General features: G+C 70.7%; 21 protein-coding genes. 15 read left to right on the top strand and 6 right to left on the bottom strand.

What is annotated here, in order from left to right; translation table 11 throughout:
* Positions 1 to 28: 28 nt before the first annotated feature.
* The 8 genes from ACT54X_RS22205 to ACT54X_RS22240 all read left to right on the top strand — a co-directional run bounded on the left by ACT54X_RS22205 (position 29) and on the right by ACT54X_RS22240 (position 8,112).
* Positions 29 to 1,129 (top strand): BMP family ABC transporter substrate-binding protein, encoded by a 1,101-nt coding sequence (locus ACT54X_RS22205; RefSeq protein ID WP_476348652.1) that lies wholly within the window; start codon positions 29 to 31, stop codon positions 1,127 to 1,129.
* Between the two features lie 31 nt (positions 1,130 to 1,160).
* Positions 1,161 to 2,243 carry an ABC transporter permease gene (locus tag ACT54X_RS22210; RefSeq protein WP_294366583.1) on the top strand — a complete coding sequence of 361 codons (1,083 nt, stop codon included), beginning with the start codon at positions 1,161 to 1,163 and terminating at the stop codon, positions 2,241 to 2,243.
* Positions 2,240 to 3,157 (top strand): ABC transporter permease, encoded by a 918-nt coding sequence (locus ACT54X_RS22215; protein WP_354320727.1) that lies wholly within the window; start codon positions 2,240 to 2,242, stop codon positions 3,155 to 3,157. The genes ACT54X_RS22210 and ACT54X_RS22215 overlap by 4 nt, the downstream gene beginning before the upstream one ends.
* A 19-nt stretch (positions 3,158 to 3,176) precedes the next feature.
* Positions 3,177 to 4,241 carry a formamidase gene (locus ACT54X_RS22220; protein WP_476348655.1) on the top strand — a complete coding sequence of 355 codons (1,065 nt, stop codon included), beginning with the start codon at positions 3,177 to 3,179 and terminating at the stop codon, positions 4,239 to 4,241.
* Positions 4,242 to 4,245: 4 nt separating this feature from the next.
* Positions 4,246 to 4,968, top strand: a complete 723-nt coding sequence (gene biuH / locus ACT54X_RS22225; RefSeq protein ID WP_476348657.1) for a biuret amidohydrolase — start codon at positions 4,246 to 4,248, stop codon at positions 4,966 to 4,968.
* On the top strand, positions 4,965 to 6,533 hold the full coding sequence (locus ACT54X_RS22230; RefSeq protein WP_476348658.1) for an ABC transporter ATP-binding protein: 1,569 nt from the start codon (positions 4,965 to 4,967) through the stop codon (positions 6,531 to 6,533). The genes biuH and ACT54X_RS22230 overlap by 4 nt, the downstream gene beginning before the upstream one ends.
* A gap of 154 nt (positions 6,534 to 6,687) precedes the next feature.
* Positions 6,688 to 7,359 (top strand): cysteine hydrolase family protein, encoded by a 672-nt coding sequence (locus tag ACT54X_RS22235; protein ID WP_476348660.1) that lies wholly within the window; start codon positions 6,688 to 6,690, stop codon positions 7,357 to 7,359.
* A gap of 18 nt (positions 7,360 to 7,377) precedes the next feature.
* On the top strand, positions 7,378 to 8,112 hold the full coding sequence (locus ACT54X_RS22240; protein WP_476348662.1) for a GntR family transcriptional regulator: 735 nt from the start codon (positions 7,378 to 7,380) through the stop codon (positions 8,110 to 8,112).
* A gap of 87 nt (positions 8,113 to 8,199) precedes the next feature.
* Here the strand turns inward: ACT54X_RS22240 and ACT54X_RS22245 are convergent, their stop codons facing one another.
* The 3 genes from ACT54X_RS22245 to ACT54X_RS22255 are packed head-to-tail and all read right to left on the bottom strand — an operon-like array spanning position 8,200 to position 11,212.
* Positions 8,200 to 9,333: a thiolase family protein gene (locus tag ACT54X_RS22245; protein ID WP_476348664.1), complete on the bottom strand. Its 1,134-nt coding sequence runs from the start codon at positions 9,331 to 9,333 to the stop codon at positions 8,200 to 8,202.
* 38 nt (positions 9,334 to 9,371) lie between these two features.
* Positions 9,372 to 10,376 (bottom strand): aldo/keto reductase, encoded by a 1,005-nt coding sequence (locus tag ACT54X_RS22250; protein WP_476348743.1) that lies wholly within the window; start codon positions 10,374 to 10,376, stop codon positions 9,372 to 9,374.
* A gap of 35 nt (positions 10,377 to 10,411) precedes the next feature.
* Positions 10,412 to 11,212, bottom strand: coding sequence for an SDR family NAD(P)-dependent oxidoreductase (locus ACT54X_RS22255; protein WP_476348666.1), 801 nt, complete (start codon positions 11,210 to 11,212; stop codon positions 10,412 to 10,414).
* A 114-nt stretch (positions 11,213 to 11,326) separates the two neighbouring features.
* On the opposite strand from ACT54X_RS22255, the gene ACT54X_RS22260 reads away from it, so the two are divergent.
* The 3 genes from ACT54X_RS22260 to ACT54X_RS22270 all read left to right on the top strand — a co-directional run bounded on the left by ACT54X_RS22260 (position 11,327) and on the right by ACT54X_RS22270 (position 14,122).
* The gene (locus tag ACT54X_RS22260) at positions 11,327 to 12,274 is read left to right on the top strand and encodes a GlxA family transcriptional regulator (RefSeq protein ID WP_294366600.1); all 948 of its coding nucleotides are present in this window, start codon (positions 11,327 to 11,329) and stop codon (positions 12,272 to 12,274) included.
* Between the two features lie 142 nt (positions 12,275 to 12,416).
* A complete protein-coding gene (locus ACT54X_RS22265; protein WP_354320736.1) occupies positions 12,417 to 13,571 on the top strand; it encodes a zinc-dependent alcohol dehydrogenase in 1,155 nt (384 codons plus the stop codon).
* A gap of 20 nt (positions 13,572 to 13,591) precedes the next feature.
* Positions 13,592 to 14,122 (top strand): hypothetical protein, encoded by a 531-nt coding sequence (locus ACT54X_RS22270; RefSeq protein WP_476348669.1) that lies wholly within the window; start codon positions 13,592 to 13,594, stop codon positions 14,120 to 14,122.
* A gap of 21 nt (positions 14,123 to 14,143) precedes the next feature.
* On the opposite strand, the gene ACT54X_RS22275 is transcribed toward ACT54X_RS22270, so the two are convergent.
* A complete protein-coding gene (locus ACT54X_RS22275) occupies positions 14,144 to 15,055 on the bottom strand; it encodes a LysR family transcriptional regulator (RefSeq protein WP_476348744.1) in 912 nt (303 codons plus the stop codon).
* Between the two features lie 101 nt (positions 15,056 to 15,156).
* Between ACT54X_RS22275 and ACT54X_RS22280 the strand changes: the two genes are divergently transcribed.
* Complete coding sequence (locus tag ACT54X_RS22280) at positions 15,157 to 15,483, top strand: nuclear transport factor 2 family protein (protein WP_476348671.1); 327 nt, start codon at positions 15,157 to 15,159, stop codon at positions 15,481 to 15,483.
* Positions 15,480 to 16,262 carry an SDR family oxidoreductase gene (locus ACT54X_RS22285; RefSeq protein ID WP_354320740.1) on the top strand — a complete coding sequence of 261 codons (783 nt, stop codon included), beginning with the start codon at positions 15,480 to 15,482 and terminating at the stop codon, positions 16,260 to 16,262. Before ACT54X_RS22280 ends, ACT54X_RS22285 begins: the two co-directional genes overlap by 4 nt.
* A 79-nt stretch (positions 16,263 to 16,341) precedes the next feature.
* Here ACT54X_RS22285 and ACT54X_RS22290 read toward each other — a convergent pair whose 3' ends face one another.
* Together ACT54X_RS22290 and ACT54X_RS22295 are read right to left on the bottom strand one after the other, a co-directional pair.
* Entirely contained in the window at positions 16,342 to 17,250 is a 909-nt protein-coding gene (locus tag ACT54X_RS22290; RefSeq protein ID WP_476348673.1) for a LysR family transcriptional regulator, read from the bottom strand.
* Positions 17,247 to 18,146, bottom strand: a complete 900-nt coding sequence (locus tag ACT54X_RS22295; RefSeq protein WP_476348675.1) for a helix-turn-helix domain-containing protein — start codon at positions 18,144 to 18,146, stop codon at positions 17,247 to 17,249. Before ACT54X_RS22295 ends, ACT54X_RS22290 begins: the two co-directional genes overlap by 4 nt.
* A 106-nt stretch (positions 18,147 to 18,252) precedes the next feature.
* On the opposite strand from ACT54X_RS22295, the gene ACT54X_RS22300 reads away from it, so the two are divergent.
* Both ACT54X_RS22300 and ACT54X_RS22305 read left to right on the top strand, forming a co-directional pair.
* Positions 18,253 to 19,020 carry an alpha/beta fold hydrolase gene (locus ACT54X_RS22300; protein WP_476348677.1) on the top strand — a complete coding sequence of 256 codons (768 nt, stop codon included), beginning with the start codon at positions 18,253 to 18,255 and terminating at the stop codon, positions 19,018 to 19,020.
* Between the two features lie 14 nt (positions 19,021 to 19,034).
* Positions 19,035 to 19,814: a transporter substrate-binding domain-containing protein gene (locus tag ACT54X_RS22305; RefSeq protein WP_354320786.1), complete on the top strand. Its 780-nt coding sequence runs from the start codon at positions 19,035 to 19,037 to the stop codon at positions 19,812 to 19,814.
* Positions 19,815 to 19,894: the final 80 nt, after the last annotated feature.

Raw genomic sequence — 19,894 nt, forward strand, 5'->3', positions numbered from 1 at the left:
CACCCAACCTTCCGCTGGAGCTTTTCGCATGACCGCCTTCAATCGCCGCGAATCCCTCAAGACCCTGGCCGCCCTCGGCGCCGCCGGCAGCCTGGGCCCCCTGGCCTGGGCCCAGAAGCCGCTGACCGTGGGCGTGATCTACGTCGGCCCGCGCGACGACTACGGCTACAACCAGGCCCACGCCCAGGCCGCGGCCGAGCTCAAGAAGCTGCCCGGCGTGAAGGTGGTCGAGGAAGAGAACGTGCCCGAGACCGCCGCCGTCCAGAAGACCATGACCGGCATGATCCAGCAGGACGGCGCCTCGCTGCTCTTCCCCACCTCCTTCGGCTACTTCGACCCGCACATCCTGGCGCTGGCGCCCAAGTACCCCGACGTGCGCTTCTCGCACTGCGGCGGCCTGTGGACCGAGAAGAACCCCAAGAACGTGGGCAGCTTCTTCGGCTACATCGACGAATGCCAGTTCCTCAACGGCGTGATCGCCGGCCACATGAGCAAGAGCGGCAAGATCGCCTTCGTGGCCGCCAAGCCCATTCCGCAGGTGCTGCGCAACATCAACGCCTTCACGCTCGGTGCGCGTTCAGTCAAGCCGGGCATCACCTGCCACGTGATCTTCACCGGCGACTGGTCGATGGCCGTGAAGGAGGCCGAGGCCACCAACAGCCTGGCCGACCAGGGCTGCGACGTGTTCACCATGCACGTGGATGGCCCCAAGGTGGTGGTGGAGACCGCCGCCAAGCGCGGCAAGATGGTCTGCGGCTACCACGCCAGCCAGGCCAAGCTGGCGCCCAATGCCTACCTCACCGGCGCCGAATGGAACTGGCTCACCGCCTACAAGACCATCCTCGAGGCCGCCCAGGCCGGCAAGCCGCATCCCAACTTCCTGCGCGGCGGCCTGAAGGAGGGCTATGTGAAGACCTCGGCCTATGGCCCCATGGTGACCGACGCCGCCAAGAAGCAGGCCGACGACATCAAGGCCAAGATGGTCGCGGGCAGCTTCGACATCTTCAAGGGCCCGCTGAAGGACAACAAGGGCAAGGAAGTCATCGCCGCCGGCCAGGTGCAGAAGCAGACCGACCTCAAGCTCGAGCAGATGAACTACCTGGTCGAAGGCGTGGTCGGCTCGGTCTGAGGCCGGCCCTCCGTTGCAAGGAAGACCTGCCATGCGATCCATGGGCCAGGACTTGGCGCTGCCGGTGCTCAGCATCGCGGCCGCAGTGGCGCTGTTCGGCGTCTTTGCGGCCGTGGCGGCGGGCAGCTCGCCGCCCGAGGTGTGGGCGGTGCTCTACCAGGGCGCCTTCGGCAGCTGGTTCTCGTGGCAGAACACGCTGCAGCGCGCGGCGCCGCTGATGCTCACCGCCCTGTGCGTGGCGCTGCCGGCGCGCGCCGGGCTGGTCATCATCGGCGGCGAGGGCGCGCTGGTGCTGGGCGGTCTGGGCGCGGCGGCGCTGCCCTATGCCGTGGCGCTGCCGGAGAACCTCTTCGGCACCGTGGCCGTGTGCCTGGCCGGCATGGTGGCCGGCGCGCTGTGGATCATGCTGGCGGGTGCGCTGCGCCAGTACCGCGGCATCAACGAGACGATCAGCAGCCTGCTGCTGGCCTATGTGGCCATCGGCCTGTTCAAGCACCTGGTCGAAGGGCCGCTGCGCGATCCGGCCAGCCTGAACAAGCCCTCGACCAATGCCCTGGCCGAGGGCCTGCGCATCGGCGGCATCGCGGGCAGCGACGTGCACTGGGGCCTGGCCCTGGGCGTGGCGGCCTGCGTGGTGCTGGCGCTGTGGCTGCGCTGGACGCCCACCGGCTTCTCGGTGCGGGTGGTCGGCGGCAATCCGCGCGCCGCGCAACTGGTGGGCCTGCCGGCCACGCGGCTGGTGCTGCTGGCCTGCGCGCTGGGCGGCGCCTGCGCGGGCCTGGCCGGCGCGGTGGAGGTGGCGGCAGTGCACACCAGCGCCAATGCCTCGCTGATCGCGGGCTATGGCTATGCGGGCATCCTGGTGGCCTTCATCGCGCGGCAGAACCCGCTGGCGGTGATTCCGGTGGCCATCCTCTTCGGTGGCTTCGGCGCGGCGGGCAGCCTGCTGCAGCGCCGGCTGGGCCTGCCCGATGCCTCGGTGCTGGTGCTGCAGGGCATCGCCTTCGTGCTCATCCTGGCCAGCGAGGCGCTGCGCGGGCGCGACTGGCTCACGCCCTTGCGCCGCCTGCGCAGTGACAAGGCGGCACCGGCCCTCAAGGAGGCGCAACCATGACCGCCGACATGCTGACCGCCTTCGTCGCCGCCATCGTGGGCGGAGCGCTGCGCGTGGGCACACCTTTCCTCTTCGTGAGCCTGGGCGAGTGCCTGACCGAGAAGTCGGGTCGCATCAACCTGGGCCTGGAAGGCGTGCTGGTGCTCTCGGCCATGGCGGCCTTCGGCGGCGCGTACCTCACCGGCTCGGCCTGGGTGGGCGTGCTCGTGGGCGCCCTGGCTGGTGCGCTGCTGGCGCTGCTGCACGGCCTGCTGTGCTCGCTGCGCGGCGTCAACGACGTGGCCACCGGCATCGCGCTGATGCTGCTGGGCACGGGCCTGGCCTTCTACCTGGGCAAGCCGCTGATCCAGCCGCAGGCGCCGCAGATCCCGGCGCTGCCGCTGGGCGACTGGAGCAGCAATGCGGCGGTACGTGCGGCCTTGCAGGTCAATGCACTGGTGCCGCTTGGCCTGCTGCTTGCCGGCCTGCTGTGGTGGGGCTTCGCGCGGACCCGCGCCGGCCTGCTGGTGCGGCTGGCCGGCGACTCGGCCGATGCGGCACGGGCGCTGGGCTATTCGGTGTCGGCGCTGCGCATCGCGGCCACCACCGCGGGTGGCGCCATCGCCGGGCTGGGTGGCGCCTCGCTCACGCTGTTCTACCCGGGCAGCTGGAACGAGGGCATCTCCAGCGGCCAGGGCCTGATCGCCGTGGCGCTGGTGATCTTCGCGCGCTGGAGCCCGCTGCGCTGCGTGGGCGCGGCGCTGCTCTTCGGCGGTGCCGGGGCCGTGGGGCCGGCGCTGCAGTCCATCGGCATCGGCTGGGGCTACCACCTCTTCAACACCGTGCCCTATGTGCTCACGCTCCTCATCCTGGTGGCCTCGTGCCGGCCCGGGCAGGTGGCGGCGGGCAGTCCCGGTGAGCTTTCTTCGAAATGAACCCCACAAGGAGTCATCCATGAGCGGACTCGGCGGTCTGAACAAATCGGCCCACGGCGTGGTGGTGGGCCTGGTGCAGCTGCAGCTGCCGGTGGTCGCCACGCGCGAGCAACTGGCGGCGCAGACGCAGCGCATCTGCGAGCTGGTGGGCAAGGCCCGCCGCAACCAGCAGACCATGGACCTGGTGGTGTTTCCGGAATACGCGCTGCATGGCCTGTCGATGGACACCAATCCCGAGATCATGTGCAGCCTGGACGGCCCCGAGGTGGCGGCCTTCCGCGCCGCCTGCGTGGAACACCGCATCTGGGGCTGCTTCTCCATCATGGAGGCCAACCCCGATGGCAATCCGTACAACAGCGGCCTGGTCATCGACGACCAGGGCGCCATCCGCCTGTACTACCGCAAGCTGCATCCCTGGGTGCCGGTGGAGCCCTGGGAGCCGGGCAACCTGGGCGTGCCGGTGTGCGACGGCCCCAACGGCAGCAAGCTGGCGCTCATCATCTGCCACGACGGCATGTTCCCGGAGATGGCGCGCGAGGCCGCGTACAAGGGCGCCGAGATCATCCTGCGCACGGCCGGCTACACGGCGCCCATCCGCCATGCCTGGAAGATCACCAACCAGGCCAACGCCTTCTGCAACCTGGCCTACACCGCCAGCGTGTGCATGTGCGGCAGCGACGGCACCTTCGACTCCATGGGCGAGGGCATGTTCTGCAGCTTCGACGGCACCGTGATGGTGGAGGGCGGTGGCCGGCCCGACGAGATCATCACCGCCGAGCTGCGGCCCGACCTGGTGCGCGAGGCACGTACCGGCTGGGGCGTGGAGAACAACATCTACCAGCTCTATCACCGCGGCTACGTGGCGGTGAAGGGCGGCGCGCAGGACTGTTCCTACACCTACATGCACGACATGGCCGCCGGCCGCTACCGCCTGCCCTGGAGCGACAAGGTGCAGGTGACCGACGGCACAGGCTTCGGCTTCGCGCCGCCCGTGCGCTTCTACGGCGGCGCAGGCAGCCATCCGCTGGTGCCGGCGCCCACGCCGCCGGTGCCCGACAAGGAACGTCTCAAGACCCTGGACTGACACCATGGACGCCACGACCTCCCCCGCTGCCGCCGCGCCGCGCTTCGCGGCCGCCGAACCCTACCGCTGGCCGTACGACGGCAACCTGCGCCCCGACAACACGGCGCTCATCGTCATCGACATGCAGACCGACTTCTGCGGCAAGGGCGGCTATGTGGACGTGATGGGCTATGACATCTCGCTCACGCAGGCGCCGATCGAACCCATCCGCCGCCTGCTGGCCGTGATGCGTCCGCTGGGCTACACCATCATTCACACCCGCGAAGGCCACCGGCCCGACCTGTCGGACCTGCCGGCCAACAAGCGCTGGCGCTCGCGCCAGATCGGCGAAGGCGGCGTGGGCATTGGCGACGACGGGCCCTGCGGCCGCATCCTGATCCGCGGCGAGCCGGGCTGGGAGATCATTCCCGAGCTGGCGCCGATCGAGGGCGAGGTGGTGATCGACAAGCCCGGCAAGGGCTCCTTCTATGCCACCGACCTGGAGATGATCCTGCGCACCCGCGGCATCCGCAACCTGGTGCTGGCCGGCATCACCACCGACGTGTGCGTGCACACCACCATGCGCGACGCCAACGACCGCGGCTTCGAATGCCTGCTGCTGTCGGACTGCACGGCGGCCACCGATCCGGGCAACCATGCGGCGGCACTCAAGATGATCACCATGCAGGGCGGGGTGTTCGGCGCGCATGCGCCGTCGACCGCGCTGATCGAGGCACTGGCACCATGATCGCGCCCGTCACCCCCCATCCGCGCGCCCAGGGTGCGCTCGCGCTGGACACGCTGGAGCTCACGAAGCGCTTCGGCGACTTCACCGCCATGGACCGCGTGAGCATGCAGGTCGCCCCCGGCAGCGTGCATGCGCTGCTGGGCGAGAACGGCGCCGGCAAGAGCACGCTGGTCAAGTGCGTGGCCGGCTTTCAGCGGCCCGAGGAAGGCAGCATCCTCATCGACGGCCGCGAGCAGTCCATCGCCAACCCGGTGGTGGCGCGGCAGCTGGGCATCGGCATGGTCTACCAGCACTTCACGCTCGCGCCCGGCATGACGGTGGCCGAGAACCTGCTGCTGGCCGGCGGCCAGGTGCCCGCGCTGATCGACTGGAAGGCCAAGCGCGCCGAGCTGCAGGCCTTTCTGGCGACCACGCCCTTCCGGCTGGACCTGGACGCGCGGCCCTCGCAGCTGGCCGCGGGCGAGAAGCAGAAGCTGGAGTTGCTCAAACAGCTGTACCTCAAGCCGCGCCTGCTGATCCTGGACGAGCCGACCTCGGTGCTCACGCCGCAGGAGGCCGACGAGGTGCTGGGCCATGTGCGCGCCTTCGCGCAGGGCGGCCACTGCACCGTGCTCATCATCACGCACAAGTTCCGCGAGGTGATGGCCTATGCCGACGCCGTGACCGTGCTGCGCCGCGGCCGCGCGGTGCACCATGCCGCGGTGCGCGACACCGACCCGACCCGCCTGGCCCAGGCCATGATGGGTGCGGGCGCCACGCCCGACGAGGCGAGCGAGGGCGCGAGCACCGTCGCACCGCGCACGCCGGTCGCAGCGGGTGCGTCACCGACGCTGGAGGTGGAATCGCTCTCTGCCCCCGGCGACCGCGGCACGCCCGCCGTGCAGTCGCTCAGCCTGCAGGTGCGGCCGGGCGAGATCCTGGGCGTGGCCGGTGTCTCGGGCAACGGCCAGCGCGAGCTGGTCGAGGCCCTGGTGGGCCAGCGCGCGCGCAGCGCCGGTCGCGTGCGCGTGGGCGGCCAGCCCTACCGCGCCAGCCGCGCCGACAACCGCCGCCTGCGCGTGCGCAGCCTGCCCGAGGAGCCGCTGCGCAATGCCTGCGTCGCGGGCCTGAGCGTGGCCGAGAACATGGCCCTGCGCGACTTCGACCAGCCGCCGCTGGCGGCCGGCGGCCTGCTGCGCTTTGGTCGCTGGCGGGCGCGGGCGCGGCAGTGGATCGCCGAGTACGGCATCAAGACCCGCGGCGAGCGCGCGCCCATCGGCAGCCTGTCGGGCGGCAATGTGCAGCGGGCCGTGCTGGCGCGCGAGCTGGCCGGCGACATCCAGGTGCTGATCGCGGCCAACCCCGTCTTCGGCCTGGACTTCGCGGCCGTGGCCGAGATCCATGCCCGCATCGTGCAGGTGCGCGAGCGCGGCGGCGCCGTGCTGCTGGTGAGCGAGGACCTGGACGAGCTGCTGGCCCTGTCGGACCGCATCGTGGTGATGAGCGAGGGCCGCATCGTGTACGAAACCCCCGCCGCATCCGCTGACCGCCATGTCCTGGGTGCTCACATGGGCGGTGGACATTGATGCCCACCCCCAGTCTTCGCGGACTTCGTTCCGCTCCGACTACCCCCTTCAAGGGGGCACATCCAGCGGCCCGGCGGAGCCGGTTCCGCGGATGTTCCCGCCCGGCCTGCTCCGCATGTTTCGCCGCTGCTTGCCAGCGGCAGGAAGGATTCCGATGAGGATCGACGCCCAGCCCTTCGCCTACGACTTCGACCTGGCCAGCACGGCCCTGGTGCTGATCGACATGCAGCGCGACTTCATCGAGCCCGGCGGTTTCGGCGAGACGCTGGGCAACGACGTGTCGCTGCTGGCGGCCATCGTGCCGGCCACGCAGGCCGTGCTGGCCGCTTGGCGCCGGGCCGGCGGCCTGGTCGTGCACACGCGCGAGGCACACCTGCCCGACCTGTCGGACTGCCCGCCTGCCAAGCGACTGCGGGGCGCCCCGTCGCTTCGCATCGGCGACGAAGGCCCCATGGGCCGCATCCTGGTGGCCGGCGAGCCGGGCAACCAAATCATCGACGCGCTCGCGCCCATCGAGGGCGAGTGGGTCATCGACAAGCCCGGCAAGGGCGCCTTCTATGCCACCGGCCTGCACGAGCTGCTGCAGGCGCGCGGCATCACGCACCTCGTCTTCGGCGGCGTGACCACCGAAGTCTGCGTGCAGACGAGCATGCGCGAGGCCAACGACCGCGGCTATGACTGCCTGCTGCTGGAGGACTGCACCGAAAGCTACTTCCCGCAGTTCAAGGCCGCCGCGGTGGAGATGATCCGCGCGCAGGGCGCCATCGTCGGCTGGACCGCGACCGGGCCGCAGCTGATGGCGGCCCTGACAGCGGCAGGGGGCTGAGCGGCCCGCTACGATCCGATGGTGCCTGTCGCCGCTCCCGCCCGTTCCAAGAAAACCGCTCCCGCCGAGGCGGAGCTTCCCTTCCGTTCGCGCGCCGACGAGGTCTACGACCAGCTCAAGCGCGACATCGCCGACTTCCGCCTGGTGCCCGGCGACCGCTTCACCGAGAACGAGATCTGCGATCGCCTGGGCGTCTCGCGCACGCCGGTGCGCCAGGCGCTGATCCGGCTGCAGCAGGAAGGCTATGTCGAGGTGCTGTTCCGCGCCGGCTGGCGCGTGCTGCCCTTCGACTTCCAGCAGTTCGAGCAGCTCTACGACCTGCGCATGGTGCTGGAGACCACCGCCGTGCACCGCCTGTGCGAGTCGGGCCGCGCCGTGGACCGGTCCCAGCTCGACGCGCTGGCCGCCATCTGGCTGGTGCCTGCCGAGCAGCGCAGCCGCGATGCGGCGCAGGTCGCGAGCTGGGACGAGGACTTCCATTGCCAGCTGGTGGCCGCCGCCGGCAATGCCGAGATGGCCCGCGTGCACCGCGAGGTGACCGACCGCATCCGCATCATCCGCCGGCTCGACTTCACGCAGCAGCCGCGCATCGACGCCACCTACGACGAGCACGCCAAGATCCTCAAGGCGGTGCGCGCCAACCGCGGCGACCAGGCCGCGATGATGCTGCGCGCCCACATCGAGACCAGCCAGGCCGAGGTGCGCAAGATCACGCTGCACCAGGTGTACCTGGCGCGACAGCAGGGCGGCTGAGCGCCGCGGCCGTCGCTGCGGCCGTCGCCGCTACGCCATCGGGCGCCAGGCGTCGCCGGGCGCCCATGGAGAGCGCGAAGCCATTTTTCAGACGCGTTCCAGCACGGTCGCAATGCCCTGCCCGCCGCCGATGCACTGCGTGGCCAGCGCATAGCGGCCACCCTCGCGCGCCAGCAGCGATGCCGCCTTGCCGGTGATGCGCGCGCCGGTTGCGCCCAGCGGATGGCCGATGGCCAGGCCGCCGCCGTCGAGGTTGACCGTCCCCATGTCCAGGCCCAGGTCGCGGATGCAGGCCAGGGCCTGCGAGGAGAAGGCCTCGTTGATCTCCACCACGTCCAGGTCGGCCACCGACAGGCCCGCGCGGGCCAGCGCCTTGCGCGTGGCGGGGATCGGGCCGATGCCCATCACGGCCGGATCCACGCCCACGGTGGCGAAGCTGCGGATGCGCGCGAGCGCGGCCAGGCCGTGGCGCTCGGCGAAGTCGTCGCGCGTGACCAGCACCGCCGCGGCGCCGTCGGTGAGCGGCGAGGAGGTGCCCGCCGTCACCACGCCGTCGGGCTGGAAGGCGGGCTTGAGCGCCGCCAGCGCCTCGGCCGAGGTGGCGGGGCGGATGCAGCCGTCGCTGTCGACCGTGCTGCCGTCGGGCAGTGCGATGGGCACGATCTCCTGCGTCAGCCGGCCGGCCTCGCGCGCGGCGGCGGCCTTGCGGTGCGACTGCACGGCCAGCGCCTCCTGGTCGGCGCGGCTCACGGCCCAGCGCTCGGCCACGTTCTCGGCCGTCTCGCCCATGGAGATGTAGGCATCGGTGTCCGCCAGCAGCCCGGGATGGGGCGAGAAGTTGAAGCCGCCCTGCGGCACCATCGTCATCGACTCCACCCCCACGCACAGGTAGGCGTCGCCGATGCCGGCCTCGATCTGCGCGGCGGCGATGTGCACCGCCTGCATCGACGAGCCGCAGAAGCGGTTGACCGTCATGCCGCCGACCTCGTGCGGCAGCCCGGCCAGCAGGCCGACGATGCGCGCGAGGTTGTTGCCCTGCGCGGCCTCGGGATAGGCACAGCCGAGGATCACGTCCTCCAGCAGTGCCGGGTCCAGCCCGGTGCGCTGCAGCAGGCCCTGCACCACGGCGGCGGCCAGCGTGTCCGGCCGCACCTCGGCCAGCCGGCCCTTGCGGGCGAAGTGGAAGGGGGAGCGCGCATAGGCGGCGATGACGGCTTTCATGGGATCTCCTGGCTTGTCGGTTTGGGGCGTGCCGGCGTTCAGGCCACCGGCGTGGCGGGAGGCGTGAAGGCCGCTGCCGCCGCGGGGGCGGATGCGGCGGTGCGCGGTGCGCTGGCGGCGTCGAGCCGGCTGCGCTGCTCGGCCGAGAGCGCGATCTGCAGCGCGCCCAGGTTGGACTGCAGCTGGCCCAGCGTGCGCGGCCCCAGCAGCGGCTGCACGTCCCGGGTCAGCAGCCAGGCGATGGCGACCTGGTCGGGCGTGGCCCCCAACTCGGCGGCCACGGCCAGCACGGCGTCGAGCAGGGCAGTGCGCTCGGCGGAGTTCTCGGCCTGGAACACCTTGCCGCCCAGCGCCTCGGCCCGTCCCCGTTCGCCCTGGCGGTACTTGCCGGTGAGCATGCCGCCGCCCAGCGGCGACCAGGTGACGGCGGCCAGGCCCAGCGCCTGGGCGGCGGGCAGCAGGTCGGACTCCGGCGCGCGGTGCACCAGGCTGTACTCGAACTGCAGCGCGGCGATGGGCACGGCGCCGGTCAGCTCGGCCAGCGTCACGGCGCGGCCCACGCGCCAGGCGGGAAAGTTGGACAGGCCGGCGTAGACGATCTTGCCGGCGCGCGCCAGGTCGTCCAGGCCGCGCACGATCTCCTCCGACGGCGTGACGCCGTCGGGGTGGTGCACCCAGTACAGGTCGATGCGGTCGGTCTTCAGCCGGCGCAGGCTGGCCTCCACCGAGGCCACCATGGCGCGCCGGCTGTTGCCGGTGACCAGCGGGCCGGCCTTCGTCGATGCGCCGTTGCTGAACTTGGTGGCCAGGAAGAACTCGTCGCGGCGACCGGCCAGCAGGCTGCCCAGGATCTCCTCGGACTGGCCGAACTGGTAGACGTCGGCCGTGTCGATGACGTTGCCGCCGGCCTCGGCATAGGCGTCGAGGAGGGCGGCGCTCTGCTCGGCGTCCGCGCCGTGGCCCCACCGCTGGCCGAAGTTGGCGGTGCCCAGGGCCAGCCGGGAGAGCCGCAGGCCGGTACGGCCGAAGGGGAGTTGCTGCATCTGCATGGTGGGTCTCCGGTGTCGGGTCGTGGCCTTCAGTGCGGCGCGAGGTAGCGCGGCGCCGGCGTGTTGCGCGAGAGCTGCGGGCCCATGGCGCGGCGGGCGGCCTCGTAGGCCTCCCAGGCCTCCGCGGCATGCAGCGAGGGCAGGGTGACTGTCTCGCCGCGGTCCAGGCCGACCAGGGCCGCGTCGACCATGTCCTCGGCGCGCATCACGATGCGGGCGTCCAGGTTCTCGACCGGCAGGCCGCCGGTGGCCCAGAAGTCGGTGGCGGTGGCGCCGGGCAGCACCGCCTGCACCCGCAGGCCCTTGGCGCCCAGCTCGTGCTGCAGCGACTGGCTGAAGGCCAGCACGAAAGCCTTGGAGCCGCCGTACACGCCGTTGAGTATCTCGGGCGCCACCGCCACGATGGAGGCGATGTTGATCACGGTGCCACCGCCGCGGGCCACGAAGCCGGGCACCGCCGCGTAGGCCAGGCGCATCGGCGCGGTGACGTTCAGCGCCACCATGCGCGTCATGGCCTCCACATCGCTGTCCAGCAGCGGCGTGTGAGTCCCGATGCCGGCGTTGTTGACCAGCAGGCGGATGCTGGCGTCCTCGCGCAGCTTGGCTTCCACGGTGGCCAGCGAGGCTGCGTCGGTCAGATCGGCGGCCAGCACTTCGACATTGCGGCCGGTGCGGCTGGTGATGTCGCGCGCCAGGGCGTTGAGCCGCTCGCGGTCGCGGGCGACGAGGATCAGGTCGTGGCCGCGGCGGGCCAGGCGGTCGGCGTACAGCGCGCCGATGCCGGAGGAGGCGCCCGTGACGAGGGCGGTGCCGGAAGCGATGGAGGTCATGGTGAGGGTCCTGTGAGGCCGCCGGACAGGCGGCATGGACGAATGATGCGACCGGCGGCCGATGTCTCAAATGACGTATAAAGGCATGATTCAAGACATCGACGAGAAGACACCATGCTGCGCATCGGCTACCTGCTGCCCGAAGGCTTCCAGGTCATGGCCCTGGCCACCCAGGCCGTGTTCGAGTTCGCCAACCTGGCCGCCCGCGAGCGGGTCTACAGCGTCGAGAACTATTCGCTGGCCGGCGGCGAGGTGCTGACGTCCGCCGGCACGCGGGTGCTGAGCCGGCCGCTGTCCTCTCGCACCGCCGTCGACACCTGGCTGGTGGCCGGCACGCGCGATCCGGTGGATGCGGGTGCGGCGCCCGCACTGGTGCGGGCGCTCGGGCGCGCCGCCGGCCGCGCGCGCCGCACGGCCGGCCTGTGCACCGGCGCCTTCCTGCTGGCCGACGCCGGCCTGCTGGATCAGCGCCGCGCCACCACCCACTGGGCCTGGACCGATGCACTGCAGCAGCGCCATCCCTCGATCCAGGTGGAGCCCGACCGCATCTTCATCACCGACGGGGCCTTCTGGACCTCGGCCGGCATGACGGCCGAGCTGGACCTGGCGCTGGGCCTGGTCGAGAAGGACCTGGGCAGCGATGCCGCCGCCAGCGTGGCCCGCGGGCTGGTGATGCCGCAGCGGCGCTCTGGCGGGCAGTCGCAGCACTCGGAGCTGCTGCGCCTGGCCCCCAAGTCCGACCGCATCCAGCAGGCGCTGGAATACGCCCGTGCGCACCTGGCCGCGCCCCTGGGCGTCGAGCAGCTGGCCGAAGTGGCGCACCTCAGCCCGCGGCAGTTCAGCCGCGTTTTCGCGGCGGAGACGGGACAGTCGCCCGCCAAGGCGGTGGAGCAGTTGCGGCTGGAGTCGGCGCGGCTGATGGTGGAACGCAGCCGCCATCCGCTGGAGGTGGTGGCGCGCGAGACGGGCTTTCGCGACGCGCGCCATCTGCGCGAGGTGTTCCTGCGCGGCTTCGGCGTGCCACCGCAGGTGGTGCGGCGCGCGGCGCGCGGCACCGACTGAGCAGCCACGCGGGCCCGGCTTCGCGCCCGGCGTGCGGCGAGTGCGGCCGCCTACCGGCGCCTCGCCGGCTTCCTACAAGGCCCGCCCCGGGCCCCGCAACCATGGGTGTCGACCTTTCCCCCACGCGAAGGACCCCGACCCCATGCTTGCCATGAACTACCGCGGCCCCTACCGGGTGCGCATCGACGAACGCGCCGAGCCCGAGATCGAGCACCCGGGCGACGCCATCGTGCGCGTCACCCGCAGCTGCATCTGCGGCTCGGACCTGCACCTCTACCACGGGCTGGTGCCCGACACGCGCGTGGGGACGACCTTCGGCCACGAGTTCACTGGCGTGGTCGAACGTGTGGGGCCCGACGTGCAGCGCCTCAAACCCGGCGATCGGGTGCTCGTGCCCTTCAACATCTTTTGCGGCACCTGCTTCTTCTGCAGCCGCGAGCTGTTCAGCAACTGCCACAACGTCAACCCCGAGGCGACGGCGGTGGGCGGCATCTACGGCTACTCGCACACCACCGGCGGCTATGCCGGTGGCCAGGCGGAATACGTGCGCGTGCCCATGGCCGACATCGGCCCCACGGTACTGCCGGAGGGCCTGGACGAGGACGACGCCGTGCTGCTGACCGACGTCTTTCCCACCGGCTACCAGGCGGCCGAGATGGGCAGCATCCGCGAGGGCGACACGGTGGTCGTCTTCGGCGCCGGCCCTGTGGGCCTGTTCGCCGCACGCTCGGCCTGGTTCATGGGCGCCGGCCGGGTGATCGTGGTGGACCATGTGGAATACCGCCTGGCCTTCGCGCGCGAGTTCGCGCACTGCGAGACGGTGGACTTCAAGTCGGTGGGCGACATGGCCATCCACATCAAGAAGATGACCGACGGCCTGGGTGCCGACGTGTGCATCGACTGCGTGGGCGCCGAGGCCGCCGGCAGCTTCGCCCAGACGCTGACCGGGGTGAAGCTCAAGCTGCAGGGCGGTGCGGCGACGGTGCTGCACTGGGCCATCAACTCGGTGCGCAAGGGTGGGCATGTGTCGATCGTGGGCGTGTACGGGCCCACCTTCAACGCCTTGCCCATCGGCAATGCGGTCAACAAGGGCCTGACGCTGCGCATGAACCAGGCCTCGGTCAAGCGCCACCTGCCCAAGCTCATCGAGCATGTGCAGGCCGGACGCATCCGCCCCAGCGACATCATCACCCACCGCCTGCCGCTGGAGGAGGTGGCCGAGGGCTACCACCTGTTCAGCAGCAAGCTGGACCAGTGCATCAAGGTCGTACTGCTGCCGCCTTCGGCGCGCGCCTGAACGCACACACGGAGGCTCCCATGGCAGACACCGACACCCCCACGAATGACGCGTCCACCGCATCGGCGCGCCATGCCCACATCCCCGGCTGGGGCGTGGACCGCGACCGCAATAGCCGCCCCGCCGTGCCCATGGAGCGCATGCCGCCCCGCCTGGAGGGCGTGCACTGGACGCAGCCGGCCCAGCAGCCGCAGACCGTCGAGGTGCTGTGCTCCACCGAGCGCGACAGCACGCTCACGCCCATCTTCGGCACCACCCTGCCGCCGCAGGGCGCCAGCGGCAGCCTGCGCCGCGTCGCCTTCCGTTTCAGCGAGAACGACCTGCGGCACTGGCTGATCCTGCTGCTGGCCGATCGCACCGACATGGTCGAGGGCGTGATCGACGACCTTCGCCGTGGCCACGTGCCCAACCTGGTGGCCGAGATGGGCCTGGGCGCCGCCTGGAAGCATGACCGGCCGCGCCTCGTGCGCAAGCTGGCATGGACGGCTGGCACCGTGGTGGTGCTGGGCCTGCTGGCAGGCCGTCGGCGCAGCGGGAGGCGCCTGCGCTGAGCGCGCGATTCCTGCCGGAATCTAGAGCCGGTCGAAGGGCTTTCGATCCAGCAGGCAGTCGATGAATGAACCCAGCAGGGCGGGTCGATGCTGCCTGTTCGGGTAGTAGAGGAACAGCCCCGGACGCGAGATCGACCAGTCCGCGAGCACCTGAACCAGCCGCCCCTGCGCCACGAGCTCGCCCACGCCATCCTTGTCGAAGTGATAGGCAATGCCGAGCCCGTTCAGCGCAGCGGCGACGCCGATGTCGGCGTGGTTGGTGACGACGGGGCCGTCCACTGCCACTTCCAGCCGCTGCCCTCGCTTCCTGAACTCCCAGCGGTAGTGCCTGCCATCCATCTGGAGGCGCCAGTTGATGCAGGCGTGGTCATTCAGTTCGGCCGGGGACCGGGGTGTTCCCCGGCGCGCGAGGTAGTCCGGTGAGGCCACGGCGACCATGTCCAGGTCGGGCGTGAGGCGTACGGCCACCATGTCCTTCTCCAGCCGTCCGCCCACGCGGATGCCCGCGTCGAAGCGGCCGGCGACGATGTCCGCCAGGGCGTCGTCGACCACGATGTCCAGAACCACGTCGGGGTGTACCCGATGGAAGCGTGAGAGGCGCGGCGCAATGACGGTCCTCGCAGCGATCCCCAGCGAGTTGATGCGAAGCGTGCCCTTCATCTGCCCTGTCGCCTCGCTGGCCTCGGCGACCGCCGCAGCCATCTCGCGGAACAGGGGCGCGATGCGCTTGTAGAGCAGTTCGCCACTCGCCGTTGGCGCGACGCTTCGCGTCGTGCGATTGAGCAGCCGTGCCCCGATGCGGGCTTCGAGCTGGCGGATGGTCTGGCTGAGTGCCGAGGGCGACAGACCCAGATGCTCTGCCGCGCGGGCGAAGCTCTGGCGCTCGACAACGGCCACGAAGGCCTTCAGCTCGGCAAAGTCGGATCCCCGCATTGTGTATTCCTTTCTACACAGCCCATCCAGATTCAAGCGCATTCACTTCATTGTCTCGGGCGCGCATCCTCAGGCCTTCACCGACCCATGGAGCCGAGCGCATGAACACCTTGACCCTTCCCGAACCCATCGCTGCGTACTTCGCGGCCGAGCACAACCCTGAAGCCCTGGCGCGTTGCTTCACGCCGAAGGCCGTCATGAAGGACGACGGTCATACCTACACGGGCATCGACGCCATCACGGCCTTCATGGCCGAGGCATCGGCCAAGTACGGCGCGACCAGCGTGCCCTTCGCCATCGAGCGGGAGGAGGGCTTTCAGCTCGTTCGCGCCAACGTCAGCGGCAACTTCCCCGGCAGCCCGATCGTTCTGTCGTACCGCTTTCGCCTCGAACGCGGCCTGATCGCATCGCTGGAGATCACGGCATGAGCTTCGATCTTCAGCTCGATGGCCTGCGGGCCGTGGTGACCGGGGGCACGCTGGGCCTCGGCGCTGCCGTGGTTGAAGCCCTCGTGGAGGCTGGCGCCCGGGTGGTGACATCCGCGCGCACCGTGCCCGCGCAGCGCGTGGAGGGCGTCAGCTATGTGTTGGCCGACCTGTCGACGGCGCAAGGTGCCGGCCAGCTTGCACAGGCGGTCTTGCAGCAATGGGGTGGCGTCGACATCCTGGTCAATGTGCTGGGGGGCTCGAAGACACCCATCGGCGGCTTCGCCGCGATCACCGACGAGCATTGGTTCGCCGAGTTGAACCTGAACCTGATGCCGGCCGTGCGTCTGGATCGCGCACTGCTGCCGTCGATGCTGGCGAAAGGGTCGGGCGTCATCATCCATGTCGGTTCCATCCAGCGCGTGCTGCCCCTGCACGAATCCACGACCGCCTACGCCGCGGCCAAGGGGGCCCTCGCCACCTACAGCAAGTCCCTGGCGAGGGAGGTGACGCCCAAGGGTGTTCGCGTGCTGAGCGTGGCGCCGGGCTGGATCGAGACCGAAGCTTCCGTGGCCTTTGCCCAGCGCATGGCTGACCAGGCCGGAACGGACTACGCCGGCGGCAGGAAGATCGTCATGGATTGGCTGGGCGGAATTCCCGTGGGCCGGCCCGCCAGGCCGCGCGAGGTCGCCGATCTGATCGCGTTCCTTGCCTCCCCGCGATCCGCCTCCATCGCCGGGGCCGAGTACCGGATCGACGGCGGCACCGTCCCCACCGTGTAGCCAACCGCCGCAGCGGACTGGGCGACGGCGAACCCGCGCGTTCGGTCCGGGCCGCGGCCGATGCGCGGCAAGACCCGGCTCAGCCCGGGCCGGCCTTGTCCAGCTCCGCGAGCCGCCCGCGCAGGAATTCGGCGAAGGCATAGGCGATCACCGGCAGCTGGCGCCCGCGCAGGCAGCCCAGCACCAGCTCGCCCTGCGGAAAGGCCCGGTCCTCGATGGCGCGGGCCACCAGCTCGGGGTCGCCCAGTTCGGTGCCCACCGCCATCTGGAAGGTGATGGACAGGCGGTCGGCCAGGCAGCCGCGCAGGAACTCGAAGCTGTTGCTCTCCACCATGGGCTGGAAGCGGGTGGAGCTGCGCGCCAGGAAGCGCTCCAGCAGCTGGCGCCCGCCGATGTCACGGTTGGGCAGCACCACCGGATAGTCGGCGCAGTCGCGCAGCCGCAGGGCGCTGCGGCCGGCCAGCGGATGGTCGGCATGCATCATGGCCATCAGCCGCTGGCCGGCCACGTCCAGCCGCTGGATGTCGGACTCGGCGGGCAGGTTGAAGACCAGGGCCAGGTCGGTGTCCAGGCTGCGCAGGGCCTCGGCGGCGTGCACGTGGTCGCCGATGCGCGCGTCGAAGGCCACCAGCGGATGCGTCTCGCGGAAGGCCGCGATGGCCGCGGGCAGGAAGCGCGGCGCCAGCGCCTGGCTGGCCACCAGCCGCACGCGGCCGCGGCGCAGGCCCTGCAGTTCCTCGATCTCGGAGCGCACGCGCTCCAGCTCGGCGCCGCGGTCGCGGATGTAGCGCACGAACAGCTCGCCCGCGGCCGTCAGCCGCATGCCGCGCGGCAGGCGCTCGAAGAGGGGCGTGCCCAGCTCTTCCTCGATGTCCTGGATGCGGCGGTTGACCGCCGAGGGCGCCACGTGCAGGCGCTCGGCCGCCTGGCGGATGGAGCCGATGCGCGCCACCTCGTCGACGTAGCGCAGCAGGCGAAGGTGGTTCATGCGGCCATTGTGGTGTCGGCGTGCGCGTGCAGCAGTCGCGCCAGTTCCGCCGTGGCGTCCGTCCCCTTCAGGGCGGTGTCCCACAGGCGCGCGGCGAGCGTCTCGTGCAGGCGCAGGGCTTCCTGGTCCTCGCTGATCATCGCCACGCCGTAGTGCAGGTTCGTCGGCTCCACGATGCGGAAGGGGCTCGTCACCAGCACGCGGCGCCCATGCGGCAACTGAAGCAGCTGGAAGCCCGAGGTCGGCAGCGGCTGGGTGGTCAGCACGACCTGTACGCCCATCGGCGGCGAGGCGATGAGGCCGGCCAGTCGCTCCATCTCGCGCCGTGCTGCGAGCCGCCGGGCAGCGCGTTCGGCCGCCGGCAGCAGCGGGTGGCCGCCCAGACCGTGCGTCAGGTAGCGCTCGATGTCGCCCACCGGCACGATGTTGACGAGCGCCGGCCTGTTGCGCGCGAAGGTCGTCTTGCGCTTGGCCAGCAGGTGCATCAGGCGATCGGCCTCGGCCGGGCTCAGGGCGGTCTGGTCGTCGCGCCGGTCGACCAGCCGTTCGGCCAGCGCGGTGTCGTAGGCGTCGGAACTCAGCATGTAGGCCTGCGGGCCGAACACCACCGTCATCTGCGTGGCCTCGGCTTCGAGCCGCTGCTGGCGGTCGAAGAACAGCATGCCGTGGGTGATGTACTCGTTGCCCAGGCCGAGCAAGGCACCGGTCGAGGTTTCGTACAGCCGGGCCAGCTTCTCCAGCACCTCGAGCTTGACCACCTCGCCCGACTCGTAGCGGTAGAGGAGCGCGCGCGAGATGCCCGCCGCGCGTGCCACCTGCTCGGTGCTCAGGCGCGCGTTCTGGCGCCGGCTGCGCAGGCGCTCCCCGATGTGGGCGTAGTGGTGGGGGGTGGTCATGGCGGCTGCCGTCTCGTTAATGAATCAGTTCGCGAAATTGCACGTTGTGACACCGGGCGGGCCGGCCTACGCTGGCCCGGCCATCGCAACACATCACGCAACGAACATGCCCACCATTTCCGTCGACGGGGTACCCGTCCACTACATCGAAGCCGGCAGCGGCGAGCGCGCCGTCGTCTTCCTCCACGGCGGCTTCGGCAGCTCCAGCGAACTGTGGGAGCGCACGCTGCAGTCGCTGCCGCCCGGCTGGCGCGGCTACGCCATCGACAACTTCCTGCGCTCGGCCGCGCCGCCCGACGGCTACAGCGTGCAGTCGCTGGCCCGGCGCGTGCGCGGTTTCGTCGACGCGCTCGATCTCGAGAAGCCCGTGATCGGGGGCCATTCGATGGGCGGCGTGGTGAGCCAGATCGCCGCGTCGAACGACCCCCAGCGCTACGGCGGTGTGGTGCTGGTGTGCACCGGCGCGGTCATGACCAACCACACGCTGGGCCGGGTGCTGCTGCAGGATCTGCGCGACAACGGCCATGCCAACCTGCGAGAGATCAGCGCGCACTGGTTCCGCGAGCTGCCCGGGGACTTCTTCGAGGACTACGTGGCGCGTGCCCAGACGGCACCGCTGGCGGCCATGATCGACGTGCAGCAGAGCCTGCTCGACACCGACTGCCGGCCGCTGCTGCCGAAGATCACCGCACCCACGCTGGTGGTGTTCGGCGCACACGACGCGGGCCGCACGATCGACCACGCGAACACGCTGCTGGCCGGCATCCCGAACAGCCGCCTCGCGCACATGCCCGACAGCGGGCACACGCCGATGGTCGAGACGCCCGAGGCCTTCGACGCCGCCCTGCATGCCTTCCTGACCGAAACCCACTGAGGACTTCCATCATGATCCGACGCTCCCTCCTCGCCCTGGCCGTGGTGGCCGGGGCTTCTCTCCTCGCGTTGCCGGCTGCGGTGGCCGACACGCTCGACGACGTGCAGAAGGCCGGCGTACTGCGCGTGGCCATCACGCTGGACTATCCGCCCTTCGGTTCGGTCGATGCCAGCATGAACCCGCAGGGCTACGACGTGGAGTTCGCCAACCTGATGGCGGCCGCGCTGGGCGTCCGGGCCGAGCTGGTGCGGGTGACGGCGCAGTCCAAGATCCCGACCATGGCCACGCACAAGGCCGACCTGCTGCTCAACATCGGCCGCAACGAGGAGCGCGCCAAGGTGGTGGACTTCACCCAGCCCTACGCACCGTACTACATCGGCGTGTTCGGCCCGGTCGACCAGACCGCCACCGGCGTGGCCGACCTGGCGGGCAAGAAGATCGCCGTGACGCGCGGCACGCTCGAAGACCAGCTGCTCACGAAGATGGCACCGCCCGAGGCCGCGATCCAGCGTTACGAGGACCACAGCAACACGATCAGTTCCTTCCTGAGCGGGCAGAGCGACCTCATGTCGGTCGGCAACATCGTGGCTGCGGCCATCATGGAGAAGAACCCGCCGCGCAAGCCGGAGCAGAAGTTCCTGCTGATGAACTCGCCCGTGTGCGCGGCGGTCACCAAGGGCGAGCAGCGGCTGCTCGAGCGGATCAACGCCGCCATTGCCGAGATCAAGGGCAACGGCCGGCTCGGCGGCATGGCCACGCGCTGGCTCAAGCAGCCGCTGCCGGCCAATCTCTGAGGCGTGGTGGCGCCGTTGCCAGAACGGCAACGGCGCTACCGCGATAAAGCGCCGGAAAGTGAGCGCTGGTGGCACGGGCG

The organism is Pseudacidovorax sp. DMC4, from assembly GCF_056314265.1.

Excerpts from the sequence above, each read along its gene's own strand:
- ACT54X_RS22230 (WP_476348658.1), top strand. The coding sequence starts at position 4,965 with ATGATCGCGCCCGTCACCCCCCATCCGCGCGCCCAGGGTGCGCTCGCG.
- ACT54X_RS22295 (WP_476348675.1), bottom strand. The coding sequence starts at position 18,146 with ATGACCACCCCCCACCACTACGCCCACATCGGGGAGCGCCTGCGCAGC.
- ACT54X_RS22235 (WP_476348660.1), top strand. The coding sequence starts at position 6,688 with ATGAGGATCGACGCCCAGCCCTTCGCCTACGACTTCGACCTGGCCAGC.
- ACT54X_RS22260 (WP_294366600.1), top strand. The coding sequence starts at position 11,327 with ATGCTGCGCATCGGCTACCTGCTGCCCGAAGGCTTCCAGGTCATGGCC.
- ACT54X_RS22265 (WP_354320736.1), top strand. The coding sequence starts at position 12,417 with ATGCTTGCCATGAACTACCGCGGCCCCTACCGGGTGCGCATCGACGAA.
- ACT54X_RS22240 (WP_476348662.1), top strand. The coding sequence starts at position 7,378 with ATGGTGCCTGTCGCCGCTCCCGCCCGTTCCAAGAAAACCGCTCCCGCC.
- ACT54X_RS22245 (WP_476348664.1), bottom strand. The coding sequence starts at position 9,333 with ATGAAAGCCGTCATCGCCGCCTATGCGCGCTCCCCCTTCCACTTCGCC.
- ACT54X_RS22275 (WP_476348744.1), bottom strand. The coding sequence starts at position 15,055 with ATGCGGGGATCCGACTTTGCCGAGCTGAAGGCCTTCGTGGCCGTTGTC.
- ACT54X_RS22285 (WP_354320740.1), top strand. The coding sequence starts at position 15,480 with ATGAGCTTCGATCTTCAGCTCGATGGCCTGCGGGCCGTGGTGACCGGG.
- ACT54X_RS22210 (WP_294366583.1), top strand. The coding sequence starts at position 1,161 with ATGCGATCCATGGGCCAGGACTTGGCGCTGCCGGTGCTCAGCATCGCG.
- ACT54X_RS22270 (WP_476348669.1), top strand. The coding sequence starts at position 13,592 with ATGGCAGACACCGACACCCCCACGAATGACGCGTCCACCGCATCGGCG.
- biuH (WP_476348657.1), top strand. The coding sequence starts at position 4,246 with ATGGACGCCACGACCTCCCCCGCTGCCGCCGCGCCGCGCTTCGCGGCC.
- ACT54X_RS22220 (WP_476348655.1), top strand. The coding sequence starts at position 3,177 with ATGAGCGGACTCGGCGGTCTGAACAAATCGGCCCACGGCGTGGTGGTG.
- ACT54X_RS22290 (WP_476348673.1), bottom strand. The coding sequence starts at position 17,250 with ATGAACCACCTTCGCCTGCTGCGCTACGTCGACGAGGTGGCGCGCATC.
- ACT54X_RS22280 (WP_476348671.1), top strand. The coding sequence starts at position 15,157 with ATGAACACCTTGACCCTTCCCGAACCCATCGCTGCGTACTTCGCGGCC.
- ACT54X_RS22250 (WP_476348743.1), bottom strand. The coding sequence starts at position 10,376 with ATGCAGCAACTCCCCTTCGGCCGTACCGGCCTGCGGCTCTCCCGGCTG.
- ACT54X_RS22205 (WP_476348652.1), top strand. The coding sequence starts at position 29 with ATGACCGCCTTCAATCGCCGCGAATCCCTCAAGACCCTGGCCGCCCTC.
- ACT54X_RS22215 (WP_354320727.1), top strand. The coding sequence starts at position 2,240 with ATGACCGCCGACATGCTGACCGCCTTCGTCGCCGCCATCGTGGGCGGA.
- ACT54X_RS22255 (WP_476348666.1), bottom strand. The coding sequence starts at position 11,212 with ATGACCTCCATCGCTTCCGGCACCGCCCTCGTCACGGGCGCCTCCTCC.
- ACT54X_RS22300 (WP_476348677.1), top strand. The coding sequence starts at position 18,253 with ATGCCCACCATTTCCGTCGACGGGGTACCCGTCCACTACATCGAAGCC.